Source organism: Rhodococcus sp. NCIMB 12038 (assembly GCF_002165735.1).
In the GTDB taxonomy this organism is placed as follows: domain Bacteria; phylum Actinomycetota; class Actinomycetes; order Mycobacteriales; family Mycobacteriaceae; genus Rhodococcus_F.
On sequence record NZ_NHML01000009.1, the window covers coordinates 233,570 to 254,682 of the forward strand.

Below are 21,113 nucleotides of genomic sequence, written 5' to 3' on the forward strand. Positions count from 1 at the left end.
CAACCGCCGGCGGTTAGTAAGTACTCACGGGTGGGCGGAGATCGAGAGCTTCTGTTCGCACAGTTCGCCGAGCGCCCTCGCTCGGTACGGCGTGAGCCGAGCACGACCACGGATGAGGATGTTGGCCAGCCGCTTGTAGAACGCGTGCTCGGGCAGGCCGAAGCGGACGAGGATGTCGTCGTCGGGCGCCCCTCCCCACGGCTGCCACATCGAAGCGAAATCGACCATGATCTGCGACTCCGTCGGTTTCCTGGGTCGTCGCGGGTATCGCCTCACACCGGTGCGGGTGGCGTTGCGGTGCGGGCTCATCGGACTACGGATTTCATGACTTCTCCTCGGGTATCTCCACTTGTGAACACTCCAGCGCCCTAGAGTCCGGCGAGGAAGGCACGCAGGTCGGCGACCAGAAGCTCCGGCTGCTCCCACGCGCCGAAGTGGCCGCCTCGTGCCATCGGCGTCCAGCGCACGATGTTGTAGTGCTCCGAGGCGATCCGCCGAGACGTCGGATAGAGCTCCCGAGGGAACAGGGCGACCGCGGTGGGCACCCCGATCCGGCCCTGCCGCGGGGTGGATCCGAGTGCGGCCAGACGTGCCTCGTGGTAGAGCCGTCCCGACGAGCCACCGGTCCCGGTCGCCCAGAAGGTCGTCACGCTGGCGAGGATCTCGTCCCTGCTCAGGACCGATTCCAGGTCCCCCGCGCAGTCGGTCCACGTGCGCAGCTTCTCCACGATCCACGCCGCCTGACCGACGGGCGAATCCGCGAGTGCGTACGAGAGCGTCTGGGGCTTGGTCGACTGGAGCATCACGTAGCCGAGTTCGGTCGCGCGCAGTGCCTCGTTCGCCTGCTGCTGGTGCTCCTCCTCCGGCGTGAGCACACCGTTCCGAGGGCGCAGTCCGCTCATGAGAAGGGTGAGGTGGAGGCCGGCCAGTCGCTCGGGCGCCTCCCGGGCCATCTCGGTGGAGACCACCGATCCCCAGTCGGTCCCGTGGGCCGCGAACCGCTCGTATCCCAGGCGCGCCATCAGCTCGAGCCAGGCGCGCGCGATGCGGCCCGGATGCCAGCCGCCCTCGGTCGTCGGCAAGCTCCAGCCAAACCCGGGCAGCGACGGCGCGACCACGTGGCAGGCGTCCTCGGCTCGTCCGCCGTACGCCGTCGGATCCGTCAGCGGACCGATCACCTCGAGGAACTCCAGCGGCGTGCTCGGCCACCCGTGCGTCAGCAACAGCGGCCTCGCCCCGGGATGCGGCGAGCGCACGTGGAAGAAATGGACGCGTGCCCCGTCGAGCGTGGTGAGGAACTGCGGCCACGTGTTCTGCACGCGCTCGGCCGCGCGCCAGTCGAAGTCGTCGCGCCAGTAGTCGACCAGGGCGCGCAGGTAGCCGCTGTCGGCTCCGCGCTCCCATCCCGAGCCCGGGATCTGGTCGGGCCATCTCGTCGATGCCAGCCGCTGCCGAAGGTCGTCGAGCACGCCGTCCTCGACGTGGACCTCGAACGGCGTGATCTCGCCGCCCACCGCTCACTGCCCTCCGTCGATCAAGCGACCCAACTCGACCATCCCGGGCACGTCGATACGCGTCGAGCCGACACGCCAGACCGGCGTCGGCAGGCGTCGGGGCGGGACCAGCGGCACCGCGAGACTGCCCGTGGCCGCCACGATCCGCGGATGCTCGTCGTGCCGCCACAACACGTTCGCCCGGGAGATCTCGACACGGTCGCCCCGCGCACCGACGAACACAGCCGAGCCGCCCTGGTGCAGCACGCCCTCGCCGCACGCCTCCACCCACTCGTCGAGCCGCAGGAACCGGAGATCCGCAAGGCGCTTTCCGACCCCGCTCAGGTCGCAGATGTAGCGCTCCCCGGCGATCAGCGGCGGATACGGCGGCGCCAGCCACCGCGCGATCAGGTCCGCGACCGCCCGCCACCCGCTCATCGGTCGACCAGCCCGGTGAGCATGCGCGAGATCGCCTCCGCACAGCGTGTCGGCTGGTCGAGCGGGACATGGTGGAACGCATCGGGTACCACCTCGACCGGTACCGCGTGCCCCAGCCACTTCTCCAGGCAGGACACCGATTCCGGGCCACCCATGTCGGTCTGCGCGCCGTACAGGTAACCGACCGGGCAGAGCACCGACGACAGGTCCGCACGTACGCCGTCGTTGCTCAGCCGACGACGCGCAGCCGGGTCGAACTTCCACCGCCACCCCGGGCCGGTCTCGACGAGCCCGGAGCGGGCGATCTCCTGCAGCAGCTGCGGGTCGGCGTTCGTCCGGTCGGGCAGCAGCCGGAACCGGTCGAGCGCCTCCTGCGCGGAGGCGAAGACCCGTGCCGGCGTGGTCGGCGGCGGGAGCTCCCGCAGGGGCAACCGCGTGTCGACCAGGACCAGCCTGCCGACGAGTTCGGGGAACCGGGCGGCCGTCGCGGCAGCGACCAGACCTCCCATGCTGTGGCCCACCACCGCCGAGGGGCCGGCTCCGTCGCCCGCGCCTGCTCCAGCGGCGCGCAACACGGCAGCCATCTCCTCGGCCCAGAGCTCGGCGCGGTAGGCCGGCCGGTGCCCGCTGTCGCCGTGCCCGCTCAGGTCGGCCACCACGACGTGGTGCTCGCGGGCCAGCACGGGAGCAACCTCGGTCCACCAGCCGGAGTGTGCGGCCCCGCCATGGACGAGGAGCACGGTGTCGGCCTCGGGCGACCCGAGACGTCGGTAGGCGATTCCGACGCCCCCGACCTCGACCACCTCGACCGCTCGAGTGGCCCCTGCCGGCCCTGCGGTCATGCCTGCGCCCGGGATGCCGCGAGCAGCTCGGGGATGGTCACCAGCTTCTGCCGCGGCCGCGCGCTTTCCCGTCCCCGGCGCTTCTCCTCCAGGTCGATCCGCCCCCAGGCTGCCTTGTCGAGCAGGTCCTCGACCCGGTCCGCGAGCAACTTCTCCAGCTCGTCGGGCGTGCGGCACGGATCCGAGAGCCGACCGGCGGCGAGATCGTGGAGGACGCTGTCGACGGTCTCCTCGGCGTCCTGCTTGTTGCTGCCGATGATCCCGCGCGGCCCGCGCTTGATCCAGCCGGAGCAGTAGAGGCCCGGTACCGCCTCGTCGCGTTCGGGGTCGACGACGCGGCCTGCATCGTTCGGCAGGGTCGCGGTCGTCTCGTCGAACGGCAGGCCTGCGACCGCGGTGCCGCGGTAGCCGATGGCGCGCAGCACCAGCGAGGTCTCGACCCGCTCGGTTGTCCCGTCGGGACGACGGAAGGTGATCGCCTCGACCCCGTCCGAGCCTTCGACCGAGATCGGCTCGAGACCGAACCGGAACCGGATCGCCGGCCCTTCTGCACCGTCACGGTCCACGGCGCGCAGCAACACCTCGTGCTTGCGCCCACTACCGTGGTCCGCCACCTCGTCGCGCTCGGCGACGACGGCAATCCCTTCGAGCTTCTCCAGCGCCAGCAGCTCACCCTGGGAGAACGCTCCGTGCTCGGCGCCGCGCCTGGCGGCGACGACCACCTCGCTGATGCTGCTCCCGGCGAGTGCGGCGATGGCGTGCTGGGCCATCTCGGTGGCGTGGAAGTCGTCGGCCGGACGCAGCAGCGTCCGCGCGACGTCGAGGGCGACGTTGCCGTTACCGATCACCACGACCCGCTCGCCGCTGAGGTCGAAGCTCTCGGTCGAGTGGTCGGGGTGGCCGTTGTACCAAGCGACGAACGTCCGGGCGGCGTGCACCCCGGGAAGGTCCTCGCCGGGAATGCCGAGCTTGCGGTCGTCCCTCGCACCGCCGGCCCAGAGCACGGCATGGTGGTACTCGAGCAGCTCCTCGACCGCGATGTCTTTGCCGACCTCCACGTTGAAGTAGCAGGTCACGTTGGGCCGGGACAGCACACCGGCGAACCGGTCGACGATCTTCTTCGTCTTGGCATGGTCCGGAGCGACACCGGCACGCACCAGCCCGAATGGCGTGGGCAGCCGCTCGAGCATCGTGACCGAGACGCCCTTGATATCGCTGAGCGTGGCGGCCGCGTAGCACGCCGCGGGCCCGGTGCCGACGATGGCGACGCTCAGCGCTGCCTTGTCCTGCGGCAGCACTCGGCGGGTGAAGGTCGGCGCGCCGACCCCGACGAGGGGGTTGGTCGAGAAGTACTCGGCGTTGATCGCCATGTAGTCCGACAGCTCTTCGGGCAGGTCCCAGTCGGAGTGCACCGCCTCGACCGGGCACTCGTCCATGCAGGCGCCGCAGTCGATGCAGGTGGCCGGGTCGATGTACAGCTGCTCGGTGGTGGTGAAGTCGGGGTCGCCGGGACGGGGGCGGATGCACTGGACGGGGCAGACGGCGATGCACGACCCGTCGTTACAGCATCCCTGCGAGATCACGAACGTCATGTGCTTGAGCTCTCCGTATTCGGGTGGGTGGCACTCGCGACGCGCTCATCGGCAAGTACGTCGGACACAATTAGTACACGATAACTCAACACAACTGAGATGGCGAGCAATTAGTCCATCTCGGTCGTTGACAAGATTTTCTACTGATGCCACAGTTATGTTGAAGCATTGTAATGACGTGACCCCGGAGTGCCTGAGGAGACCGATGCCCGCCCCCACCGACGCCGTCCTGACCGACTTCGATCACCACTCACCAGACTTTGCCGAACGCCCGTTCCAGGTACTCGAGGAGTTGCGCAACGAGGCTCCGATCGCCTGGTCGACCGCACACGGGGGATTCTGGGTGGTCACCGATCACGAGCACGTCGTCGACGGGCTCGCCGACTACGCGACGTTCTCCTCGTCGTCCGGGCCCGCGATCCCCGCCAACCCCTTCGGCACCCGTCACATCCCGGTCGCGATGGACCCACCCGTGCACAGCGTGTACCGCAAGGTGCTCAACGACTGGTACAGCAAGGCCAACATCACCGCCCGCACCCCGCAGATCGAGGAGATGGTGCGCGGCATCGTGTCCGGCCTTGCCGAGCGCGGAAGCTGGGATTTCGTCGCGGACCTCGCCAACGTCTCACCCGGCGCCGTCACGCTGGGCATCCTCGGCTGGAACACCGAACGGCGGCTGGAGCTGCTCGACGTGATGACCCAGGCGCTGCGCAACCAGGCCAGCACCGATCCCGACGCCATCGAGCAGAACGCCGCAGGCAACCGCTGGATCCGCGAGCAGATCCTCGCCGAGGCCAACGACCGCCGGGCCACGCCGCGCGACGACCTCATGACGGTGCTCGCCACCCAGCCGATCGCGGATGGGCAGCCGCTCACCGACGAGGAACTGTGCGACTGCGTCGTTCTGCTCCTGCTCGCCGGCTTCCACACGACCAGCGGCGCCTTCACCGCGCTGATGACCCACCTGGAGCGCCACCCCGACGACAAGATCCGACTGCAACAGGACCGCGACCTGATCCCGAACGCGATCGAGGAGATCATCCGGATCTACTCCCCCGCCACCGCACACGCACGCAAGGTCACCGCAGACACCGAATTCGGCGGCGCCCGAATGCGCGAGGGCGACTGGACCCTCTTCGTGAACATGGCGGCCAACCACGACCCGGCCGCTTTCTCCGACCCGGAGACAGTCGACCTCGACCGCAACCGCGCGAAGAGCGTCGCGTTCGGCTGGGGCGTACACCGCTGCCTCGGCCTGCACCTGGCCAGGCTCATCCTGCGGGTCGAGGTGGAGGCCGTCTTCGACCTTCTGCCCGGCTACCGGATCGACCTGGAGAACTCGGTGCTCTCCCACCACATGGGTCAGGGCTACTTCTACCTGTCCGTGCCCGCCGATCTGCCCAAGGGGGCGTGAGCATGCGAATCAGCATCGACCGCGAGCTGTGCGAGGGGAACGCCGTGTGCGAGGCGCTCGCTCCGCTGACCTTCGATCTCGACGAGAACGACCAGGCCCGGGTGCTCGCCGACGCCCTCCGACCCGACGGCGAGGTCTCCGAGGACCACCGCGCGCTCGTCGAGCGCGCGGTCGACGGCTGTCCGCGCCTGGCCATCAGCGTCACCGACCAGCCCTGACCACTACCTCCGGGAGCCGCGATGTCCGACCCGATCGTCACCGACTTCTCACACCACTCGGCGGAGTTCGCGTTGCGTCCGTTCGAGACGCTGGCGGATATGCGCGCCGAGGCGCCGATCGCCTGGTCGACCGCCCACGACGGGTTCTGGGTGGTCACCGACCACCAGCACATCATCGACGGACTGGCCGACTACGGCCGGTTTTCCTCGAGCTTCGGTCCCGCCATCCCGGCCAACCCGTTCGGCACCCGCCACATCCCGGTGGGCGTTGATCCGCCGCTGCACTCGACGTACCGACGGGTGTTGAACACGTGGTTCAGCAAGGCGGAGGTGACCCGGCGCGAGCCCGAAATCGCGACCCTGGTCACCGAGATCGTCACCGGCCTCGCCGAGCGCGGCAGCTGGGACTTCGTCTCCGACCTCGCGGACGTCTCCCCCGGCGCGGTCACGCTGGGCATCCTCGGCTGGGACAGGTCGCGGCGCGAGGAACTGCTCGAGGTGATGGCACGCGGTCTGCGCAACCAGGCGAGCACCGATCCCTCGATCATCGAGCAGAACGCCGCGGGCAACCGCTGGATCCGCGAGCAGATCCTCCTCGAGGCCGAGGACCGGCGGACACATCCCCGTGCGGACCTGATGACAGTGCTCGCCACCGAGCCGATCGTGGACGGCGAGCCGATGAGCGACGAGGAGGTGAGCGACACCGTCGTCTTCCTCCTGCTCGCCGGCTTCCACACCACCAGCGGCGCGCTCACCGCACTGCTCGTGCAGATGGCGCGGGAGCCCGCACTCCACGAGCGCCTCGTTGCCGACCGGGACCTGATCCCGGCCGCAATCGACGAGGTGATCCGCATCTACACACCTGTCACCGCCGTGGCCCGACGGGTCACCGAGGACACCCACCTCGGCGAGGTGGGCATGCGGACCGGTGACTGGGCGCTGTTCGTCAACATGGCGGCCAACCACGACCCCGCCGCGTTCCCGGACCCGGAGCGGATCGACCTGGATCGCGATCGGTCCAAGAGCGTCGCATTCGGCTGGGGCGTGCACCGCTGCATGGGCCTGCACCTGGCGCGGTTGGTCCTCCGCCTGGAGATGGAGGCCGTCCTCGACCTGCTGCCGGGCCACCGGATCGACCTCGATCGCACGGTGCGGTCGGAGCACGTGGGTGTGGGCTTCTTCTATCGGTCGGTGCCCGCGGCACTGCCCGGTCGCTGACCGGCCCACTCGCGACTCCCGGGCGTCGCCGAGGAAGAGCACCACCTCGGCGACGTCGGTCTCAGGCCGGCCCGAAGACCGGAACGTGCTGGTGCTCGCCGACCGTCTCGAAGTGGGCGACGACCGCGGCGCCCATCGGGTCGGCGTCGTCGTCGAAGCCGGTCAGGGTGGTCAGCAGCCGCACCCCACACTCGAGTTCGACGAGGGCCACGTCGTACGGGACCCGCTCGCGCAGGTAACCGGCATAGGCCCGGTGGTAGACGGCGTAGCTCCACACCGTGCCTCGCGGAGCCACCTCCTCCCACGTGTATCCCCGGTCCATGCACTCGGGGCAGACGCCGGCGGCAGGCCAGCGCACGAATGCGCAGCTGTCGCACCGCTGGAAGACCAGCCTGCCCTCCGTCGCCGCGTCCCAGAACCGGGAGTCGTCCTGGGTCTCCGGGGTCTCATATCCGCTCACGACGCCTCCGTCGACAAGATCGTGCTGGCTGCCTTCATGAATCCGAACGTCGAGCAGTACTGCGCCGTGCGCAGGCCCTCGATCTGTCGCGCCCCCGCCTCGCCGCGCAGCTGTCTGACCGCCTCGCACAGGTGGAGGAATCCCCACATGTACGCCTCGGAGAGCTGGCCGCCGTTGGTGTTGAGCGGAAGCCGCCCACCATGGCCGACGGCACCCGACCGGAACGCCTCCCCGACACCGCCCGGCTCGACGAAGCCGTAGTACTCGAGCATCTGGAGGACCCAGATGCTGGTCGGGTCCTGGATGTAGAGGGCGTCCACCGCGTCCCGTTCGATGCCGGCGGCCGGATAGATCCGCTCGGCCACCTGCTGGATCCAGGGCCGCAGCCACTGGTCGGCGTTCTGCCGGTCGCGCAGACCCGTCTGCTGGGCGATGCCCATCACGTGCACCGGCTTGTCGGTCAGCTCCGCCGCCCGATCGGCCCGAGCCACGATCAGGCAGGCCGCGCCGTCCGAGATCATGCACAGGTCCGGGCGGCGCAGCGGCGCCACCAGGTACGGGGCCGCCAGGTAATCCTCGACCGACGTCGGCTCCCGGAAGATCGCCAACGGGTTGTCCACCGCATACCGGCGCTGGGAGACCGAGACCTCGGCCAGATCCGCCTCGGTGGTGCCGTAGAGGTGCTGGTGCCTGCGGAACGCCATCGCCGCCGGACCGGCGACATTCAGGAAGCCGTAGACCGACGCCTCGTCCTGGCGCCCCAGGGGATGGCCGAACTTGTTCCCTGCGCTGCGCTGGTTGGTCCCGTAGACAATTGCGACCACGCTCGCCAGACCCGCGTCGATCACCGCGCACGCCAGGTGCAGGGAGAAGTTGCACGTGCCGTAGTCGAGGGTGGCGCTGTAGGCCGGGTTGAGGCCCGCCAGCCGGCCGATCTCCGTGTCGATCCCGAAGCCGCCGAACGACTTGCAGGTGATCAGCCCGTCGATCTCCGACTTGTCGATGCCGGCCTCCGCCAAGGTGATCCGCAGACCCTCGACCGCCAGTTCGTCGGCGGAAATGCCCGGGATCGTGCCCTGGGCGGTGTTGCCGGCGGCGACGATCGCGGTCCGCCCGCGGATCGCGCCGCCCAGCTGTGCTGCCGCCATCAGATCGCGTCCTCCGCTGCCAGTTCGTCGACCTCGTCGCGGCTCAGTCCGAGCAGTTCCTCGTAGACGTCGTAGTTGTGCTCGCCGTACGTCGGGGCGCCGCGGCCGACCTGGCCGCCTGCGTGCTGCGGCGTGTCGCTCATCTTCACCGAGGGAGCCGCCACCGGCCAGTGGCCGAAGTTGGTGGCGTCGAGCTCGGTCAGCCACTCCATCGCCTGCAACTGCGGGTCGTTCTCCACCCGATCCTGCGCGGTCTGGGCGACACCGGCGGGTACGCCGACCGCCTGGAGCCGCTGCATCAGCTCGAACGGCTCCTGCTCCGACGTCCATCCCTGGATCAGCGCGTCGAGCGCCTCGCGGTTGCGGTGCCGGTCCTCGGCGGTCGCGAACTCCGCCTGCGAGAGCCACTCGACATGGCACGCCTCCTTGGCGAGGGCGATCCAGTCGCCCTCGCTCTGACACGTGATGGCGATCCAGCGGTCGTCCCCCCGGGTACGGTAGAGCCCCTCGGGCGCGGCGGTCGCGTACGGCGAGCGGTTGCCCGCCCGCTCCCAGACCCGGCCGTTGACCTGGTAGTCCAGGGCCGGAACACCGGTCATGAAGATGCCCACCTCGCTCTGCGAGGCGTCGATCGCCTGTCCCTGTCCGGTCACGTCGTGGTGGTAGACGGCGCTCAGCAGGGCCAGCGCGAAGCTGTAGGCGCCGTACCAGTCCAGGTAGGAGTAGCCCCAGCCGGCAGGCGGGAACGGGTCGCCGAGGCCGCTCATCTCCGAGGTGCCTGCGAACGCCTGTGCCACCGGACCGATGGTGCGAAACCGGCCGTAGATGCCCTTCGTGCCCATGCCCGACTGCTTGGCATAGATGATGTCGGACTTGATCTTGCGCAGCTCGTCGTAGCCCAGTCCCCAGCTCTCCATCACGCCCGGTGAGAAGCCCTCCGCGACGATGGTGCTCTCCGCGACCATCCGGCGGGCCAGCTCGAGGCCCTTGGGGTGCTTCACGTTGAGCGAGATGCCGCGTTTGCCTGGGTTCTTGTTGTTGTACTGCGCCCCGACCGGGCCGCCGAGGTCGGCGGGCCACTGCGAGGGCACCGGGCCGGTCGCCCGCTCGCGCGCCGCACGTCCGCCGACCGGGTTGCCACCGCGGCGAGGGTCGAGGTTCTTGTGCCACTCGACCTTGATCACGTCGGCGCCCAGGGAGGCCAGGAACCGGGTGGCGCCTGCCGAGGCGAGCATCCAGGTGAAGTCCAGAATGCGCACCCCCTGGAGTGCCCACGGCTTGCCATGGCTGGATAGCCGCTCGGGCAGGATGAGCGGCACCCGCTCGATCGGCCGGGGTGTCAGACTCAACCGCAGGTCGCGGTGCTCGTCGAGCTTGGGGGCAGGAGTGGGTGTGACCCAGCCGTTCTCGGTCGAGATCCACTTGCTCAGCGGGTAGCGCAGCGAGCGACCCAGCTCCGGGTGCTCGATGTCACCGTAGGTGCCACGTTCGAGCCAGTGCTCGTCGTAGGCCGACTCGTGGGGCTTGCGCACCGGGACCCACATGAGGCCGGCTTCCTGGGCCTCGCGCCACGGCACGTCGTCGAAGAGGTAGCGGCGCACAGTGTGCTCGACCGCGTCCATGTTGCTAGCGGCGCCGCCCTCCATGCCCGGCAGCACGCGGGAGTCCTTGTTCTTCTCGTCGCTGCCGTCGCTGATCTCGTCGCCGATCCCGTAGCCGTCCAGGAATGGGCCGAGCAGCTTGGCGTTGCGCGTGGAGGCCAGGATCCAGCGGCCGTCCTTGGTCTGGAAGATCGAGCGGTGGATGGAGACCCCCGGCGCGGAGTGGCGACAGGTCTGACGGTGGAACGGCGTGCGCAGGCAGACCCACGACATCAGGTCGCCCTCGGTGTTCTTCGCCATCGCCTCGTGCACCGCGCAGGAGAGGTGCTGCCCCTGACCGGTGTGACGCCTGCTGATCAGCGCGGCGACGACGGTGAAGGCGAGTTGCTCGCCGGCGACGGCGTAGGAGTGGTCCAGTTGAGGTGCCACCGGCGGCAGGTCGTATTTCCCCGACGGATCCGGGTCGTAGCCGTTGTTCATCACCTGGCCACCGAGGGCCAGGTGGACCAGGTCGCTGGCCTTCCAGTCCTTGCGCGGCCCCTCCTCGCCGAAGGGGGTGATCCGCGCGACCACGAGGGCGGGGTCCCGGTCGCGCAACGTGGCGCTGCCGAGGTCCCGCTCTTCGAGGTAGCCCAGCGGCGTCGCGTCGAGCAGCACGTCGCAGGCGCCGACCAGTTCGACGAACCCGGCTCGGCCCTCGGGCGTCTCGAGGTCGAGTACGACGGAGCGCTTGCCGCGGTTGTAGGTCCAGAAGTGCAGCGAGCGCTCGGGGTCCGGGACGTCGTCGACGAACGGACCCATCCGGCGGCTCTCGGCGCCCTCGGGCGGCTCGACCTTGATCACCTCGGCGCCGAGGCCTGCCAGCACCATTCCGCAGTACTCGCCGATCCGGTCGCCGACCTCGACGATGCGTATGCCTGCGAGTGCACCCGGCTTGGCCTGGTCTTCGGTTGTCTGGGATGTAGTCATCGGGGTTCTCCAGTCATTTCGTCAGGACGCGATCCAGTGCCGTCAGGCTCGGACGGGCGCCGCGAGCTCGCGACGCGCAGGGAATCGCTCGAAGTCGGCGATGTCGGCGTCGGCGTACTGATCGGCGTGCTGCTGGCGGGTGAAGGGCCAGATGATGGCGACCCCGCCCTTGTCGGTGTACCAGTTGTCGCACAGCGAATAGGTGGTGCCGGGAAGCGCCGACCGAACGGTGTCGCAGAAGGCCGCGGTCGACTCCGCGGAAGGCGCCAGCGCCCGCCCTTCACGCTGCATGGTGTCCAGCAGCCGCATCAGGAAACCGACCTCGTCGCGCAGGCAGGTCGGGATGGCCACCGAGTTGACCGGGGCGAACGGGCCGTTGAGCAGGAAGAAGTTGGGCATGCCCGGCAGGCCCATGCCGCGGTAGCTGTAGACGCCGTCGGCCCACATCTCCTCGACGGTCAGGCCGTCGGGTCCGACGACCTCCATCGGCCGCATGTAGGCGTGCGTGTCGAAGCCGGTCGCGTAGACGATCACGTCGAGCTCGTGCAGCGTGCCGTCGGGGTCCACGATGCCGTTCGGCACGACCCGCTGGACGCCGCCGAAGACCGGTGTGACGTTGGGTCGCTGGACGACCTGGTAGTAGTCGGGCGACTTCGGGATCCGCTTGCAGCCCGGGGGGTCCTTCGGCGTGAGCTTCTCCCGCAGGACAGGGTCCGGGACGGCCTCGGCGAGCTCGTCGTAGAAGCGCTGGGTCTGGACCGTCCGCTCGTCGCCGGGGATCAGCCGCCAGGTCTCGGAGCCCTCGGTGGCCACACGCAGCGTGGCGACCCGCCGGTCCCAGTAGCCGGCCAGTGCGGGCACCCGCAGCAGCACCCGCTCCAGCGGCGAGATCTTCTTGTTCTGCCGGATCTGGATCCATTGCGGCGTCCGGATGAAGTGCTTGACGTCGTGGTTCTGCTTGCCCAGCTCGCTGACGATCTGGATGCCGCTGGAACCGGTGCCCACGACGCCGATCCGCTTGCCGGTCAGGTCGACGCCGTGGTCCCACTCGGAGGAGTGCCAACTGTGGCCCTCGAACGTGTCGGTGCCCGGGAAGGTCGGTCGCTTGGGCACGTGCAGGAAGCCGGTCGCGGCGACGACGACGTCGAAGACCTCGGTGCTGCCGTCGGGCAGGGTGAGCGTCCAGGCGTCGTCCTCCCACTCGGCCTGCCGCACCTCGGTGTTGAATCGTATGTGCCGGACGACGCCTTGCTCCTGCGCGAAGTCGGTCAGGTAGCGGCGGATCTCCGAGCCCGGCGCATACCGCTTCGACCAGTAGTTCTTCCGCGCGAACGGGAACTCGTAGGAGCGGGTGATCACGTCGACGTGCAGACCCGGGTATGTGTTGTCGTACCAGGTGCCACCGACGCCGGCCCGCTTCTCGAAGATCTGATATTCGATCCCTGCCTCGGCAAGGTGATGCGCGAGGAACAGCCCCGACATACCTGCACCAATGATGCCCACTCTCACAGGACTGACCTCCCAGCTACAACGTAAACGCGTTAGTAGCAGTACTATAACATGATTGGAAGATGGACTCGGACCAGCCCGCAAGGGCATCGGCCCTGTGCCGCAATCCGAGACGTCGACCACTGCTTATTATGTTTGAACCTATCCGACAGTGGTGTTTTGACCGAGGTACCGGATAGCATCAGAACTGGACGACCACGACTGGCCGCGCACAACCGGCCGTCGGCACCGACTTCTATTGGAGGAACCATGACCGAGATCGCGACCAGGCCCGACGTGTCAGGAGGCCAGCCGGACGAGGCGGGAGTGCGCTCCTACGACGTCGTCATCGTGGGTGCCGGCCTGACCGGGATGTACCAGCTGAAGCTGGTGCGCGAGCTCGGTCGGTCGGTTCGGGTCATCGAGGCCGGCTCCGGCGTCGGCGGCACCTGGTACTGGAACGCCTACCCCGGCGCCCGGCTCGACTCGGAGTCGCATTCCTACCAGTACTCCTTCGACGAGGAGCTGCTCGAGGAGTGGCGCTGGAAGGAGATGTTCGCCGGTCAGCCCGAGCTCGAGTCCTACTACAACCACGTCGCGGACAAGCTCGACCTGCGTCGCGACATCGACTTCGACACCCGGATCGAGAGCATGGTCTTCGACGAGGAGACCGACAGCTGGACGCTGCACTCGACGACAGGCGAGGTGTACCGCGCGCGCTTCGTGATCATGGCGACCGGCATCCTCTCCGACCCGAACTTCCCGCGCATCCCCGGCCTGGATCGGTTCCAGGGCGAGTGGTACCACACCTCGCTGTGGCCCAAGGACAAGCAGATCGGCTTCGAGGGCAAGCGGATCGCGGTGATCGGCACCGGCGCCACCGGCGTCCAGGTGATCCCCGAGGTCGCCAAGACCGCCGGCCACCTGACGGTCTTCCAGCGCACCGCCAACTGGGCCGTCCCGCTGCGTAACCGTCCGCTCTCCGACGACGACATGGCCGCCATCCGCGCCGGCTACCAGGACATGTTCCCGTACCTGCGGCAAACCTTCAGCGGCTTCCTGCACAGCTGGGACCCGGTGAAGTCCACCGAGGTCGCGCCCGAGGTGCGCGACGCCCGCTACGAGGAGGCGTTCCACTCACCGGGCTTCACCAAGTGGATCGGGCTCTACAACGACCTGGCCTACGACGCCGAGGCGAACAAGGTCTACTGCGAGTTCCTCGCCGAGAAGATCCGCGAGCGGGTCGACAACCCCGAGATCGCCGAGAAGCTGATCCCGAACGACCATTACTTCGGCACCAAGCGGGTGCCCTGCGAGACCAACTACTACGAGACCTACAACAAGGACAACGTCGACCTGATCCTGCTCAAGGAGAACCCGATCAAGGAGTTCACCGAGAAGGGCGTCCTCACCGAGCAGGGCGAGGTCGAGGTGGACACGATCATTTTCGCCACCGGCTTCGACGCCTTCACCGGTGCGCTGAACAAGATCGACATCCGTGGCCTCGGCGGGCAGACGATGCGCGACAAGTGGAAGGACGGCCCGCACACGTACATGGGCATGCAGGTCGCCGGCTTCCCGAACCTCTTCATCGAGGGTGGTCCGCACGGCAAGGGCGGCCACGGCAACGGCCCACGCTGCTCCGAGCCCGTGGTGGAGTGGGTCACCAAGGTCGTCGACGACTTCTTCACCAAGGGCTGGAACCGGATCGACGCCGACCCCGAGGCCGAGGCCGTCTGGACGAAGCAGGTCGCCGACACCGCCGCCGGCACCCTGCAGGCGACTGCGAAGTCGATCTTCTTCGGCGACAACATCCCCGGGAAGCCCCGCGTCTACGTCGCCTACATCGGATCGCTGCCGGAGTTCGTCCAGAACCTCGAGAACGCCCGCGACGACGACTACCGCGGGTTCCTCGTCCACTGAGACCGGCCCCTCGACGGCGGGTCACGGGCCGTGATATTGCCCCGGTCCGTGGCCCGCACCCCACCATCTCCACCTCCCAGCTGCCCAGGAGCACCATGACCTCGCCCGTTCCCTTCCGTGTCGACGTGTCCGACGAGGATCTCGCCGACCTCGACCGCCGGCTGGCGTCGACCCGGTTCGCGCCCGATGTCGGCAACGGCGACGGCCGCTACGGAGTCTCCACCGAACGGCTGCGGGGCCTGGTCGAACACTGGCGCACCGGCTACGACTGGCGGGCCCAGGAAACCGCCCTCAACCAGCTGCCGATGTTCCGCGTGGACGTCGACGGCCAGCCGATCCACTACGTGCACGTCCGCGGCACCGGCCCCGACCCGACGCCGCTCCTGCTCACCCACGGCTTCCCGTGGACGTTCTGGGACTTCCACCGGATGATCGGCCCGCTCACCGACCCGGCATCCTTCGGCGGGGATCCGGCCGACGCGTTCGACGTGGTGATCCCCTCGCTGCCGGGCTTCGCGTTCTCCTCGCCGTTGAGCCGCTCGGGCCTCAACTTCGTCACCACCGCCGACCTGTGGGTGCAGCTGATGCGCGACGTCCTCGGCTACGAGCGGTTCGCAGCGCACGGGGGTGACTGGGGCGCCCAGGTCACTGCTCAGCTCGGCCACAAGTACGTCGACAATCTGCTCGGCATCCACCTCACCAGCCTGATCTCGTTCCCCGCCGGCTGGAACTCCGATCGGCCGTGGAACCTGCTCCAGAAGGCCGCGGACGCGGCCACCCCGGAGAACCGCGCCGCGGTGGTGGCGTGGGAGAAGCGCCGGGTCGGCCACCTCGTGCCGCAGATCGTGCATCCGCAGACCATCGCGCACGGGATGAACGACTCCCCCGCAGGCCTGCTCGCCTGGCTCACCGAACGCAGGCTCGCCTGGATGGACCCGGCACAGCCGCTCGAGGACGTCTTCTCCCCGGACTTCCTGATCACCTCGACGATGCTCTACTGGATCACCCAGAGCTACCCCAGCGCGGCGCGGTTCTACTACGAAGCGGCCACCAATCCGTGGCAGCCGGCCCATGACCGCACGCCGGCAATCCAGGCCCCGGCCGGTCTGTCGATCTTCCGCGACGACAACCCACCGGGGGCCTCGTTCGACTGGCTGCCCGCCATGTACGCCGAGATCGCCCACCAGCGGGTGCACGACGTCGGCGGCCACTTCGGCGCGATGGAGCGACCCGACGACGTGGTCACCGACATCCGCGACACCTTCCGCAACCTGCGCTGAGAGCGCCGAAAGGACACCGCATGCCCCGCCCACCGAAGTCCACGAGCTTCGACTACATCATCGTCGGCGCCGGCGCGGCCGGTTGCCTCCTGGCCAACCGGCTCACCGAGGACCCGCGCAACACCGTACTGCTCATCGAGGCAGGCGGCGGCGACGCGAACCTGATCCACCTGGTGCCGAAGGGTTTCTACTTCACCCTCACCAACCCCAAGTACTCCAAGACGTTCGCAACGGTGCAGTTCCCCGACGGCCACGTAGAGCACCTGCCGCGCGGCCGGGTCATCGGCGGCTCGACGACCATCAACGGCATGGTCTGGAACCGCGGCTGGGCCAACTCCTACGACGCCTGGGAGAAGGCCGGGAACGCCGGTTGGAACTGGCAGCGGTTCCTCGACGCCTTCCGCAAGATGGAGCGCCACGAGTTGGGGCCGAGCGCCACCCGCGGCGGTGCGGGCGCGGTCGACATCGAGATCGCCGGCCCCCGCGAGGCCACCTGCGACGCACTGATCGCATCCTTCGCGCAGAGCGGGGTGCCGTTCGAGGAGGACATGAACGGTAGCGGCGGCGAGCGCACGTCCTACGTCGCCTCCAACACCCGCAAGGGCACCCGGATGAGCGCGGCGCGTGCCTACCTGCGCCCGGCACGGCGTCGCAAGAACCTGACCGTCGTCACCCACACCGAGGCCGAACGGCTGGTGCTGGACGGCACCCGCGTCACCGGCGTCTCCTGCCGGCGGAAGGACAGCAGCCTGGTCACGTACACCGCGCGCCGCGAGGTACTGGTCACCGGCGGCGCGTTCGACTCACCGCTGCTGCTGGAGCGCTCCGGCATCGGCAACCCGGAGATCCTGGCGAAGGCAGGCGTGAAGTGCCGCGTGACCAGCCCCAAGGTCGGGGAGAACTTCAAGGAACACCGCGGCATCCTGCTGCAGTACCGGCTCGCCGGGGTCAAGGGCTACAACACCGAAGCCTCCTCCACCCCCCGCTACCTGTGGTCCGGCTTCAAATACCTGCTCACCCGTCGCGGCATGGTCGCGCACGGCGGCTACGCGCTGAGCGCGATCTACAAGTCGGACCCGGCCTCGGAGTACCCCGACACGCAGTGCTTCTTCACCCCGATCTCCACCTCGGATGTCAACCCGATGACCGGCCGGATGGTGGTCGACAAGTTCCCCGGCGCCAAGTACGTCGCGCTCCCGATGTACCCGACCAGTCAAGGCTCGCTGCACATCACGGGCCCCGGGCTGGACTCCGTACCGCGGCTCGAGCCCAACTTCCTCAGCACCGAGGAGGACCGGCGGATGCTGGTCAAGACGCTGCGCAAGGCGCGCGAGATCACCGCCACCGCGCCGTTCGCCAAGTACGTCGTCGAGGAACTCCAGCCCGGCCCGCAGATCGCCGAGGACGACGAGATCATCCAGTACGGCATCAACCACGGCAACGCCGGCGCACACGGCCTGGGCACCTGTGCGATGGGCCCCGACGAGGACGACGTGGTCGACGCCTCGCTGCGGGTCCGGGGCACACAGGGACTGCGGGTGATCGACGCGTCGGTCTTCCGGGATCAGCCGTCGGGCAACAACAATGCGCCCACGATGGCGCTGGCCTGGATCGCGGCCGACATCATCCTGGCCGAGCGGCGCTGACCGCGACGCGAACCGAAAGGAAGGAGCCCGGGCCATCGGCCCGGGCTCCTTTTCGTTTATTCGGTTGGTTCATACCGTCCGGCTCGGCGGGAGTCCTTCCGGACTCCCGCCGAAAGCCTCAGGACAGGTCGAGCCTGATCGCGCCCTCCGGGCAGGCGGCCGCGACGTCTTCGGCCGCGCCGCGCTCGTCGAGGCCTATCGCGACGTCCTTCACCTGGCCGTAGCCGATGTCGTCGGTGTCGAACCAGTTGGGCGCGAGCGTGTAGCAGCGGCCGTGGCCGACACACAGGTCGGTGTCGATGCTGAATCGCAGGCACTGCTTCTCGTCGGTGGTGCTCTCGGTCATCGTGCTTCCCTTTCGTGAAGTCGGGTCGAGGTCGGGTGCCCCCGCCTCAGCGGGAAGCGACCTCGAACTCGAGGGGCAGGTGGTGGAGCTGCTGCATGAAGCTGCCGTAGCGGAAGTTCTCGACGAAGTCGTCGGGCATCCGGTACTCCCCGATCCGCTCGTGCCAGACCTCGAGCCCGATGCGCATCTCCAGGCGGGCCACATGGGAGCCCAGGCAGCGGTGCACACCGAGGCCGAAGGCCGAGTGCGGAACACCGGTTCGGGTCAGCTGCACGTCGGGGGCCAACTGCCGGTCCGCGCCGCAGCGGGCGATGAAGATCCGGTCCCCGGCCTTGACCGGGAACCCGTTGATCTCGGCATCCTGCTTGGCCACCCGGCCTGCCGAGCCGCCCGTGTTGTAGAAGCGCATCAGCTCCTCGATCGCACCGGGGATCCGGGTCGGGTCGTCGATGAGGAACTGTCGATCCGCACGGTTTTTGGCGAGGTGCCACATGATGAAGCCGAGCTGACTGGACGTGGTCTCCTGGCCGGCGATGAACGCGAGCTTCGCCATCCCGACCAGCAGGTCCTCGGGGATCTCCTCGCCGTCGACGCGCATGTTCACGAAGGCGGTGGCCAGGTCACCGGGCTGCGGGTTGGTGCGCCGGTCGTGCATCGCGCCGCGCACGATCGTGTCGATCTGCGACTCGATGTCGTCGCGCTCCTCCTGGGTGGGAAACTCGAAGGTGGCGCGCTCGGCGAGGTGGAACATCCGGTCGACGTCCTCGGTGCCGATGCCCAGCCACTCGAGAAAGAAGAGAGCCGGCAACTTGGCGGCGAAGTCCTTGGCGTAGTCGCAGCTGCCCTTGGCCACGATCGAGTCGATCAGCTCGTGGCAGATCTCGATGATGCGTGGCTCGAGGTGTGCCACGGCCTTCGGCCCGAACAGCGGCGCGAGCGCCCTGCGGTACTTGGTGTGCACCGGCGGGTCCATGGTGATCGGCGGGACGTCGAGAATGACCTCCTGCTTCGTGTAGACGATCGAGCTCGGCAGGTTCGACCAGGTGTGCGGGTCCTGCAGCACGTGCTTGACCGTGTCGTAGTCGGCAGCAACCAGATAGCCGCGGTTGACCGGGCTGTAGAACAGGCCGCCGACCTTGGTCGCCTCATCCCAGACGGCAAAGGGATCGACGCCCAGTCGCTCGTCGGTCTCCAGGTCGAGGCGATGGATCGGCAGACCGTTGGTCTCCGCTCGCTCCAGCATCGAAGTCATCGTCAAACCTTTTCCTTATTATGTAGAGTTTCTTCTAACATAATTGATTGTAAGCAAGAACACAATTGAAGGGGGGTGACACCGTCATCGGCCGATCCGGTCGTACATCCCTGCGGAGCGGTACGAGCGAGCCATCGGGCTGGCCAGATAGTGATGCGGATAAGCCAGCGGTACGGCGCTCGCCTCGTCGAGCCGAGCCACCTGCTCCGGAGTCAGCGCCAGCCGCAGACAGCCGAGGTTGTCGCGCAGCTGGCCCGGGTTGGTGGCGCCCACGATCGGCACCACGTGGACCTCCCGGTGACGCAGCCACGCCAGCGCGAGCTGGGCCGGGGTCGCGCCGAGCTCGGCGGCCATTGCGACCAGAGTCTCGACGACCGGGCCCGCAGCATTGCCATGGGGGTCGGCCCACGCCATCGCCGGAGAGCCCCACACCTCGCTGGACAGCCTCGAGTCACGTCCGCCGCCGTCGGCGTATTTTCCGGTGAGGAGACCATTCTTCAGCGGTGACCAGGCCAGCACGCTGAGCCCGAGTTCTGCCGCCATCGGCATGTACTCGGCCTCGGCGCTGCGGCCGAGCAGGCTGTACTCGATCTGCAGGCCGACGTACCGAGTCCAGCCGCGCAGCTCGGCCAGGGTGTTGGCGCGGGCGATCACCCAGGCCGGGGTGTTGGAGACACCGACGTAGAGGACCTTGCCCGCGCGCACCAGGTCGTCGAGACCGCGCATCACCTCCTCGACCGGCGTGAGCAGATCCCAGGAGTGGACGATGTACAGGTCGAGATGGTCGGTGCCCAGGCGGCGCAGGGATGCCTCGACCGACGCGATCATGTTCTTGCGCTGGTTGCCGCCGGCGTTGGGGTCGCCGTTGCCGGGCGCGGCGTTGGTGTACTTCGAGGCGATCACCACCTCGTCACGGTGACCCGCGACCAGCTCGCCGACGATCCGTTCGCTCGCCCCCGCGGCGTACTGGTTGGCGGTGTCGAGATAATTGCCGCCCGCCTCGCGGTACAGCTCGTACAGCTCGCGGGTCGTCCGCTCCTCGACTCCCCAGCCGGTGGTGGCCCCGAAGGTCATCGTGCCGAGGGCCAGATCGGAGACCCGCAGGCCGCTGCGGCCCAGGAGGCGGTAGTTCATCACAGGTAAGTCGCTCATCCGGCCACGATAGCGGCTGTAAGCCATTGTATGACAACTACAACATGATTAACGTCATCGACATGACCACGACCGACACACGCCACCGAGCACCCGACCCCCGCCGCCTCCAGGAGCTGCTCGACCGCCAGGAGATCCACGACGCGCTGCTGCGCTACACCCGCGGCGTCGACCGGCTCGACGAGGACCTGCTGCGCTCCGCGTACCACCCCGGCGCGATCGACGACCACGGCATCTTCCGCGGCACGGTCGAGGAGTTCATCCCCTGGGCGTTCGCCGGCCACCGGGCAAGCCATCACGGCGAGCAGCACTACATCACCAACCACACCTGTGAGATCGACGGCGACGTGGCCCACACCGAGACCTACTTCGTGATGGTCGGGCAGAACCGGTCGGGTACGCCCGTCACACTGCACGGTGGGCGGTACGTCGACCGGTTCGAACGCCGCGACGGCGAATGGCGCATCGCCCACCGCATCTCGATGGTGGAGTGGACCGGTGGCGTCACGACCCCCGACCTGCCGCCGGTCGACCGCAGACAGAACGGCACTGTCGCGCGCGACCGCAGCGACACCTCCTACGCCCGACCGCTTCTCACCGACGAGCGGCTCACGCTCGAACCGTGAGCAGGGC

General features: G+C 68.5%; 19 protein-coding genes. 7 read left to right on the forward strand and 12 right to left on the reverse strand.

Features of this window, described 5'->3' with window-relative positions; genetic code table 11:
- Positions 1-24 precede the first annotated feature (24 nt).
- The 5 genes from CA951_RS16125 to CA951_RS16145 all read right to left on the reverse strand — a co-directional run bounded on the left by CA951_RS16125 (position 25) and on the right by CA951_RS16145 (position 4,365).
- Positions 25-228 carry a hypothetical protein gene (locus CA951_RS16125; RefSeq protein ID WP_143543059.1) on the reverse strand — a complete coding sequence of 68 codons (204 nt, stop codon included), beginning with the start codon at positions 226-228 and terminating at the stop codon, positions 25-27.
- 140 nt (positions 229-368) lie between these two features.
- Positions 369-1,514 carry an epoxide hydrolase family protein gene (locus CA951_RS16130; RefSeq protein ID WP_087557776.1) on the reverse strand — a complete coding sequence of 382 codons (1,146 nt, stop codon included), beginning with the start codon at positions 1,512-1,514 and terminating at the stop codon, positions 369-371.
- 3 nt (positions 1,515-1,517) lie between these two features.
- Positions 1,518-1,931, reverse strand: coding sequence for a hypothetical protein (locus tag CA951_RS16135; protein ID WP_087557777.1), 414 nt, complete (start codon positions 1,929-1,931; stop codon positions 1,518-1,520).
- On the reverse strand, positions 1,928-2,773 hold the full coding sequence (locus CA951_RS16140) for an alpha/beta fold hydrolase (RefSeq protein WP_087557778.1): 846 nt from the start codon (positions 2,771-2,773) through the stop codon (positions 1,928-1,930). Before CA951_RS16140 ends, CA951_RS16135 begins: the two co-directional genes overlap by 4 nt.
- Complete coding sequence (locus tag CA951_RS16145; protein ID WP_087557779.1) at positions 2,770-4,365, reverse strand: FAD-dependent oxidoreductase; 1,596 nt, start codon at positions 4,363-4,365, stop codon at positions 2,770-2,772. The genes CA951_RS16140 and CA951_RS16145 overlap by 4 nt, the downstream gene beginning before the upstream one ends.
- A 205-nt stretch (positions 4,366-4,570) precedes the next feature.
- Between CA951_RS16145 and CA951_RS16150 the strand changes: the two genes are divergently transcribed.
- Genes CA951_RS16150 through CA951_RS16160 form a run of 3 tightly spaced genes read left to right on the forward strand, consistent with a single transcriptional unit; the run spans position 4,571 to position 7,215 of the window.
- Positions 4,571-5,779 (forward strand): cytochrome P450, encoded by a 1,209-nt coding sequence (locus CA951_RS16150; RefSeq protein WP_087557780.1) that lies wholly within the window; start codon positions 4,571-4,573, stop codon positions 5,777-5,779.
- Positions 5,780-5,781: 2 nt separating this feature from the next.
- Positions 5,782-5,997 (forward strand): ferredoxin, encoded by a 216-nt coding sequence (locus tag CA951_RS16155; protein ID WP_087557781.1) that lies wholly within the window; start codon positions 5,782-5,784, stop codon positions 5,995-5,997.
- A gap of 21 nt (positions 5,998-6,018) precedes the next feature.
- Complete coding sequence (locus tag CA951_RS16160) at positions 6,019-7,215, forward strand: cytochrome P450 (protein ID WP_087557782.1); 1,197 nt, start codon at positions 6,019-6,021, stop codon at positions 7,213-7,215.
- A gap of 61 nt (positions 7,216-7,276) precedes the next feature.
- On the opposite strand, the gene CA951_RS16165 is transcribed toward CA951_RS16160, so the two are convergent.
- Genes CA951_RS16165 through CA951_RS16180 form a run of 4 tightly spaced genes read right to left on the reverse strand, consistent with a single transcriptional unit; the run spans position 7,277 to position 12,896 of the window.
- A complete protein-coding gene (locus tag CA951_RS16165; protein ID WP_179220207.1) occupies positions 7,277-7,675 on the reverse strand; it encodes a Zn-ribbon domain-containing OB-fold protein in 399 nt (132 codons plus the stop codon).
- On the reverse strand, positions 7,672-8,823 hold the full coding sequence (locus CA951_RS16170; RefSeq protein ID WP_087557784.1) for a thiolase family protein: 1,152 nt from the start codon (positions 8,821-8,823) through the stop codon (positions 7,672-7,674). The genes CA951_RS16165 and CA951_RS16170 overlap by 4 nt, the downstream gene beginning before the upstream one ends.
- Positions 8,823-11,393, reverse strand: a complete 2,571-nt coding sequence (locus CA951_RS16175) for a CoA transferase (RefSeq protein ID WP_087557785.1) — start codon at positions 11,391-11,393, stop codon at positions 8,823-8,825. The genes CA951_RS16170 and CA951_RS16175 overlap by 1 nt, the downstream gene beginning before the upstream one ends.
- Positions 11,394-11,435: 42 nt before the next feature.
- On the reverse strand, positions 11,436-12,896 hold the full coding sequence (locus tag CA951_RS16180; RefSeq protein WP_179220208.1) for an NAD(P)/FAD-dependent oxidoreductase: 1,461 nt from the start codon (positions 12,894-12,896) through the stop codon (positions 11,436-11,438).
- Between the two features lie 255 nt (positions 12,897-13,151).
- On the opposite strand from CA951_RS16180, the gene CA951_RS16185 reads away from it, so the two are divergent.
- The 3 genes from CA951_RS16185 to CA951_RS16195 all read left to right on the forward strand — a co-directional run bounded on the left by CA951_RS16185 (position 13,152) and on the right by CA951_RS16195 (position 17,730).
- On the forward strand, positions 13,152-14,804 hold the full coding sequence (locus CA951_RS16185; RefSeq protein WP_087557787.1) for an NAD(P)/FAD-dependent oxidoreductase: 1,653 nt from the start codon (positions 13,152-13,154) through the stop codon (positions 14,802-14,804).
- A gap of 95 nt (positions 14,805-14,899) precedes the next feature.
- Positions 14,900-16,084, forward strand: coding sequence for an epoxide hydrolase family protein (locus CA951_RS16190; RefSeq protein ID WP_087557788.1), 1,185 nt, complete (start codon positions 14,900-14,902; stop codon positions 16,082-16,084).
- Between the two features lie 20 nt (positions 16,085-16,104).
- Positions 16,105-17,730: a GMC family oxidoreductase gene (locus CA951_RS16195; protein ID WP_087557789.1), complete on the forward strand. Its 1,626-nt coding sequence runs from the start codon at positions 16,105-16,107 to the stop codon at positions 17,728-17,730.
- 118 nt (positions 17,731-17,848) lie between these two features.
- Here the strand turns inward: CA951_RS16195 and CA951_RS16200 are convergent, their stop codons facing one another.
- The 3 genes from CA951_RS16200 to CA951_RS16210 form a co-directional block, all read right to left on the reverse strand.
- Positions 17,849-18,076: a ferredoxin gene (locus tag CA951_RS16200; protein ID WP_236581220.1), complete on the reverse strand. Its 228-nt coding sequence runs from the start codon at positions 18,074-18,076 to the stop codon at positions 17,849-17,851.
- A 46-nt stretch (positions 18,077-18,122) separates the two neighbouring features.
- On the reverse strand, positions 18,123-19,328 hold the full coding sequence (locus CA951_RS16205) for a cytochrome P450 (RefSeq protein ID WP_087557790.1): 1,206 nt from the start codon (positions 19,326-19,328) through the stop codon (positions 18,123-18,125).
- An 84-nt stretch (positions 19,329-19,412) separates the two neighbouring features.
- On the reverse strand, positions 19,413-20,480 hold the full coding sequence (locus CA951_RS16210; RefSeq protein WP_218780493.1) for an aldo/keto reductase: 1,068 nt from the start codon (positions 20,478-20,480) through the stop codon (positions 19,413-19,415).
- 62 nt (positions 20,481-20,542) lie between these two features.
- Here CA951_RS16210 and CA951_RS16215 point away from each other — a divergent pair, with 62 nt between their 5' ends.
- Positions 20,543-21,106, forward strand: a complete 564-nt coding sequence (locus CA951_RS16215; RefSeq protein WP_087557857.1) for a nuclear transport factor 2 family protein — start codon at positions 20,543-20,545, stop codon at positions 21,104-21,106.
- The last annotated feature ends 7 nt before the right edge of the window (positions 21,107-21,113 follow it).

Bases quoted from the DNA above. Each gene is read 5' to 3' on its own strand.
- CA951_RS16195 (WP_087557789.1), top strand. From the start codon at position 16,105: ATGCCCCGCCCACCGAAGTCCACGAGCTTCGACTACATCATCGTCGGC.
- CA951_RS16160 (WP_087557782.1), top strand. From the start codon at position 6,019: ATGTCCGACCCGATCGTCACCGACTTCTCACACCACTCGGCGGAGTTC.
- CA951_RS16135 (WP_087557777.1), bottom strand. From the start codon at position 1,931: ATGAGCGGGTGGCGGGCGGTCGCGGACCTGATCGCGCGGTGGCTGGCG.
- CA951_RS16215 (WP_087557857.1), top strand. From the start codon at position 20,543: ATGACCACGACCGACACACGCCACCGAGCACCCGACCCCCGCCGCCTC.
- CA951_RS16190 (WP_087557788.1), top strand. From the start codon at position 14,900: ATGACCTCGCCCGTTCCCTTCCGTGTCGACGTGTCCGACGAGGATCTC.
- CA951_RS16145 (WP_087557779.1), bottom strand. From the start codon at position 4,365: ATGACGTTCGTGATCTCGCAGGGATGCTGTAACGACGGGTCGTGCATC.
- CA951_RS16205 (WP_087557790.1), bottom strand. From the start codon at position 19,328: ATGACTTCGATGCTGGAGCGAGCGGAGACCAACGGTCTGCCGATCCAT.
- CA951_RS16185 (WP_087557787.1), top strand. From the start codon at position 13,152: ATGACCGAGATCGCGACCAGGCCCGACGTGTCAGGAGGCCAGCCGGAC.
- CA951_RS16150 (WP_087557780.1), top strand. From the start codon at position 4,571: ATGCCCGCCCCCACCGACGCCGTCCTGACCGACTTCGATCACCACTCA.
- CA951_RS16125 (WP_143543059.1), bottom strand. From the start codon at position 228: ATGGTCGATTTCGCTTCGATGTGGCAGCCGTGGGGAGGGGCGCCCGAC.
- CA951_RS16200 (WP_236581220.1), bottom strand. From the start codon at position 18,076: ATGACCGAGAGCACCACCGACGAGAAGCAGTGCCTGCGATTCAGCATC.
- CA951_RS16140 (WP_087557778.1), bottom strand. From the start codon at position 2,773: ATGACCGCAGGGCCGGCAGGGGCCACTCGAGCGGTCGAGGTGGTCGAG.
- CA951_RS16155 (WP_087557781.1), top strand. From the start codon at position 5,782: ATGCGAATCAGCATCGACCGCGAGCTGTGCGAGGGGAACGCCGTGTGC.
- CA951_RS16170 (WP_087557784.1), bottom strand. From the start codon at position 8,823: ATGGCGGCAGCACAGCTGGGCGGCGCGATCCGCGGGCGGACCGCGATC.
- CA951_RS16210 (WP_218780493.1), bottom strand. From the start codon at position 20,480: ATGAGCGACTTACCTGTGATGAACTACCGCCTCCTGGGCCGCAGCGGC.
- CA951_RS16175 (WP_087557785.1), bottom strand. From the start codon at position 11,393: ATGACTACATCCCAGACAACCGAAGACCAGGCCAAGCCGGGTGCACTC.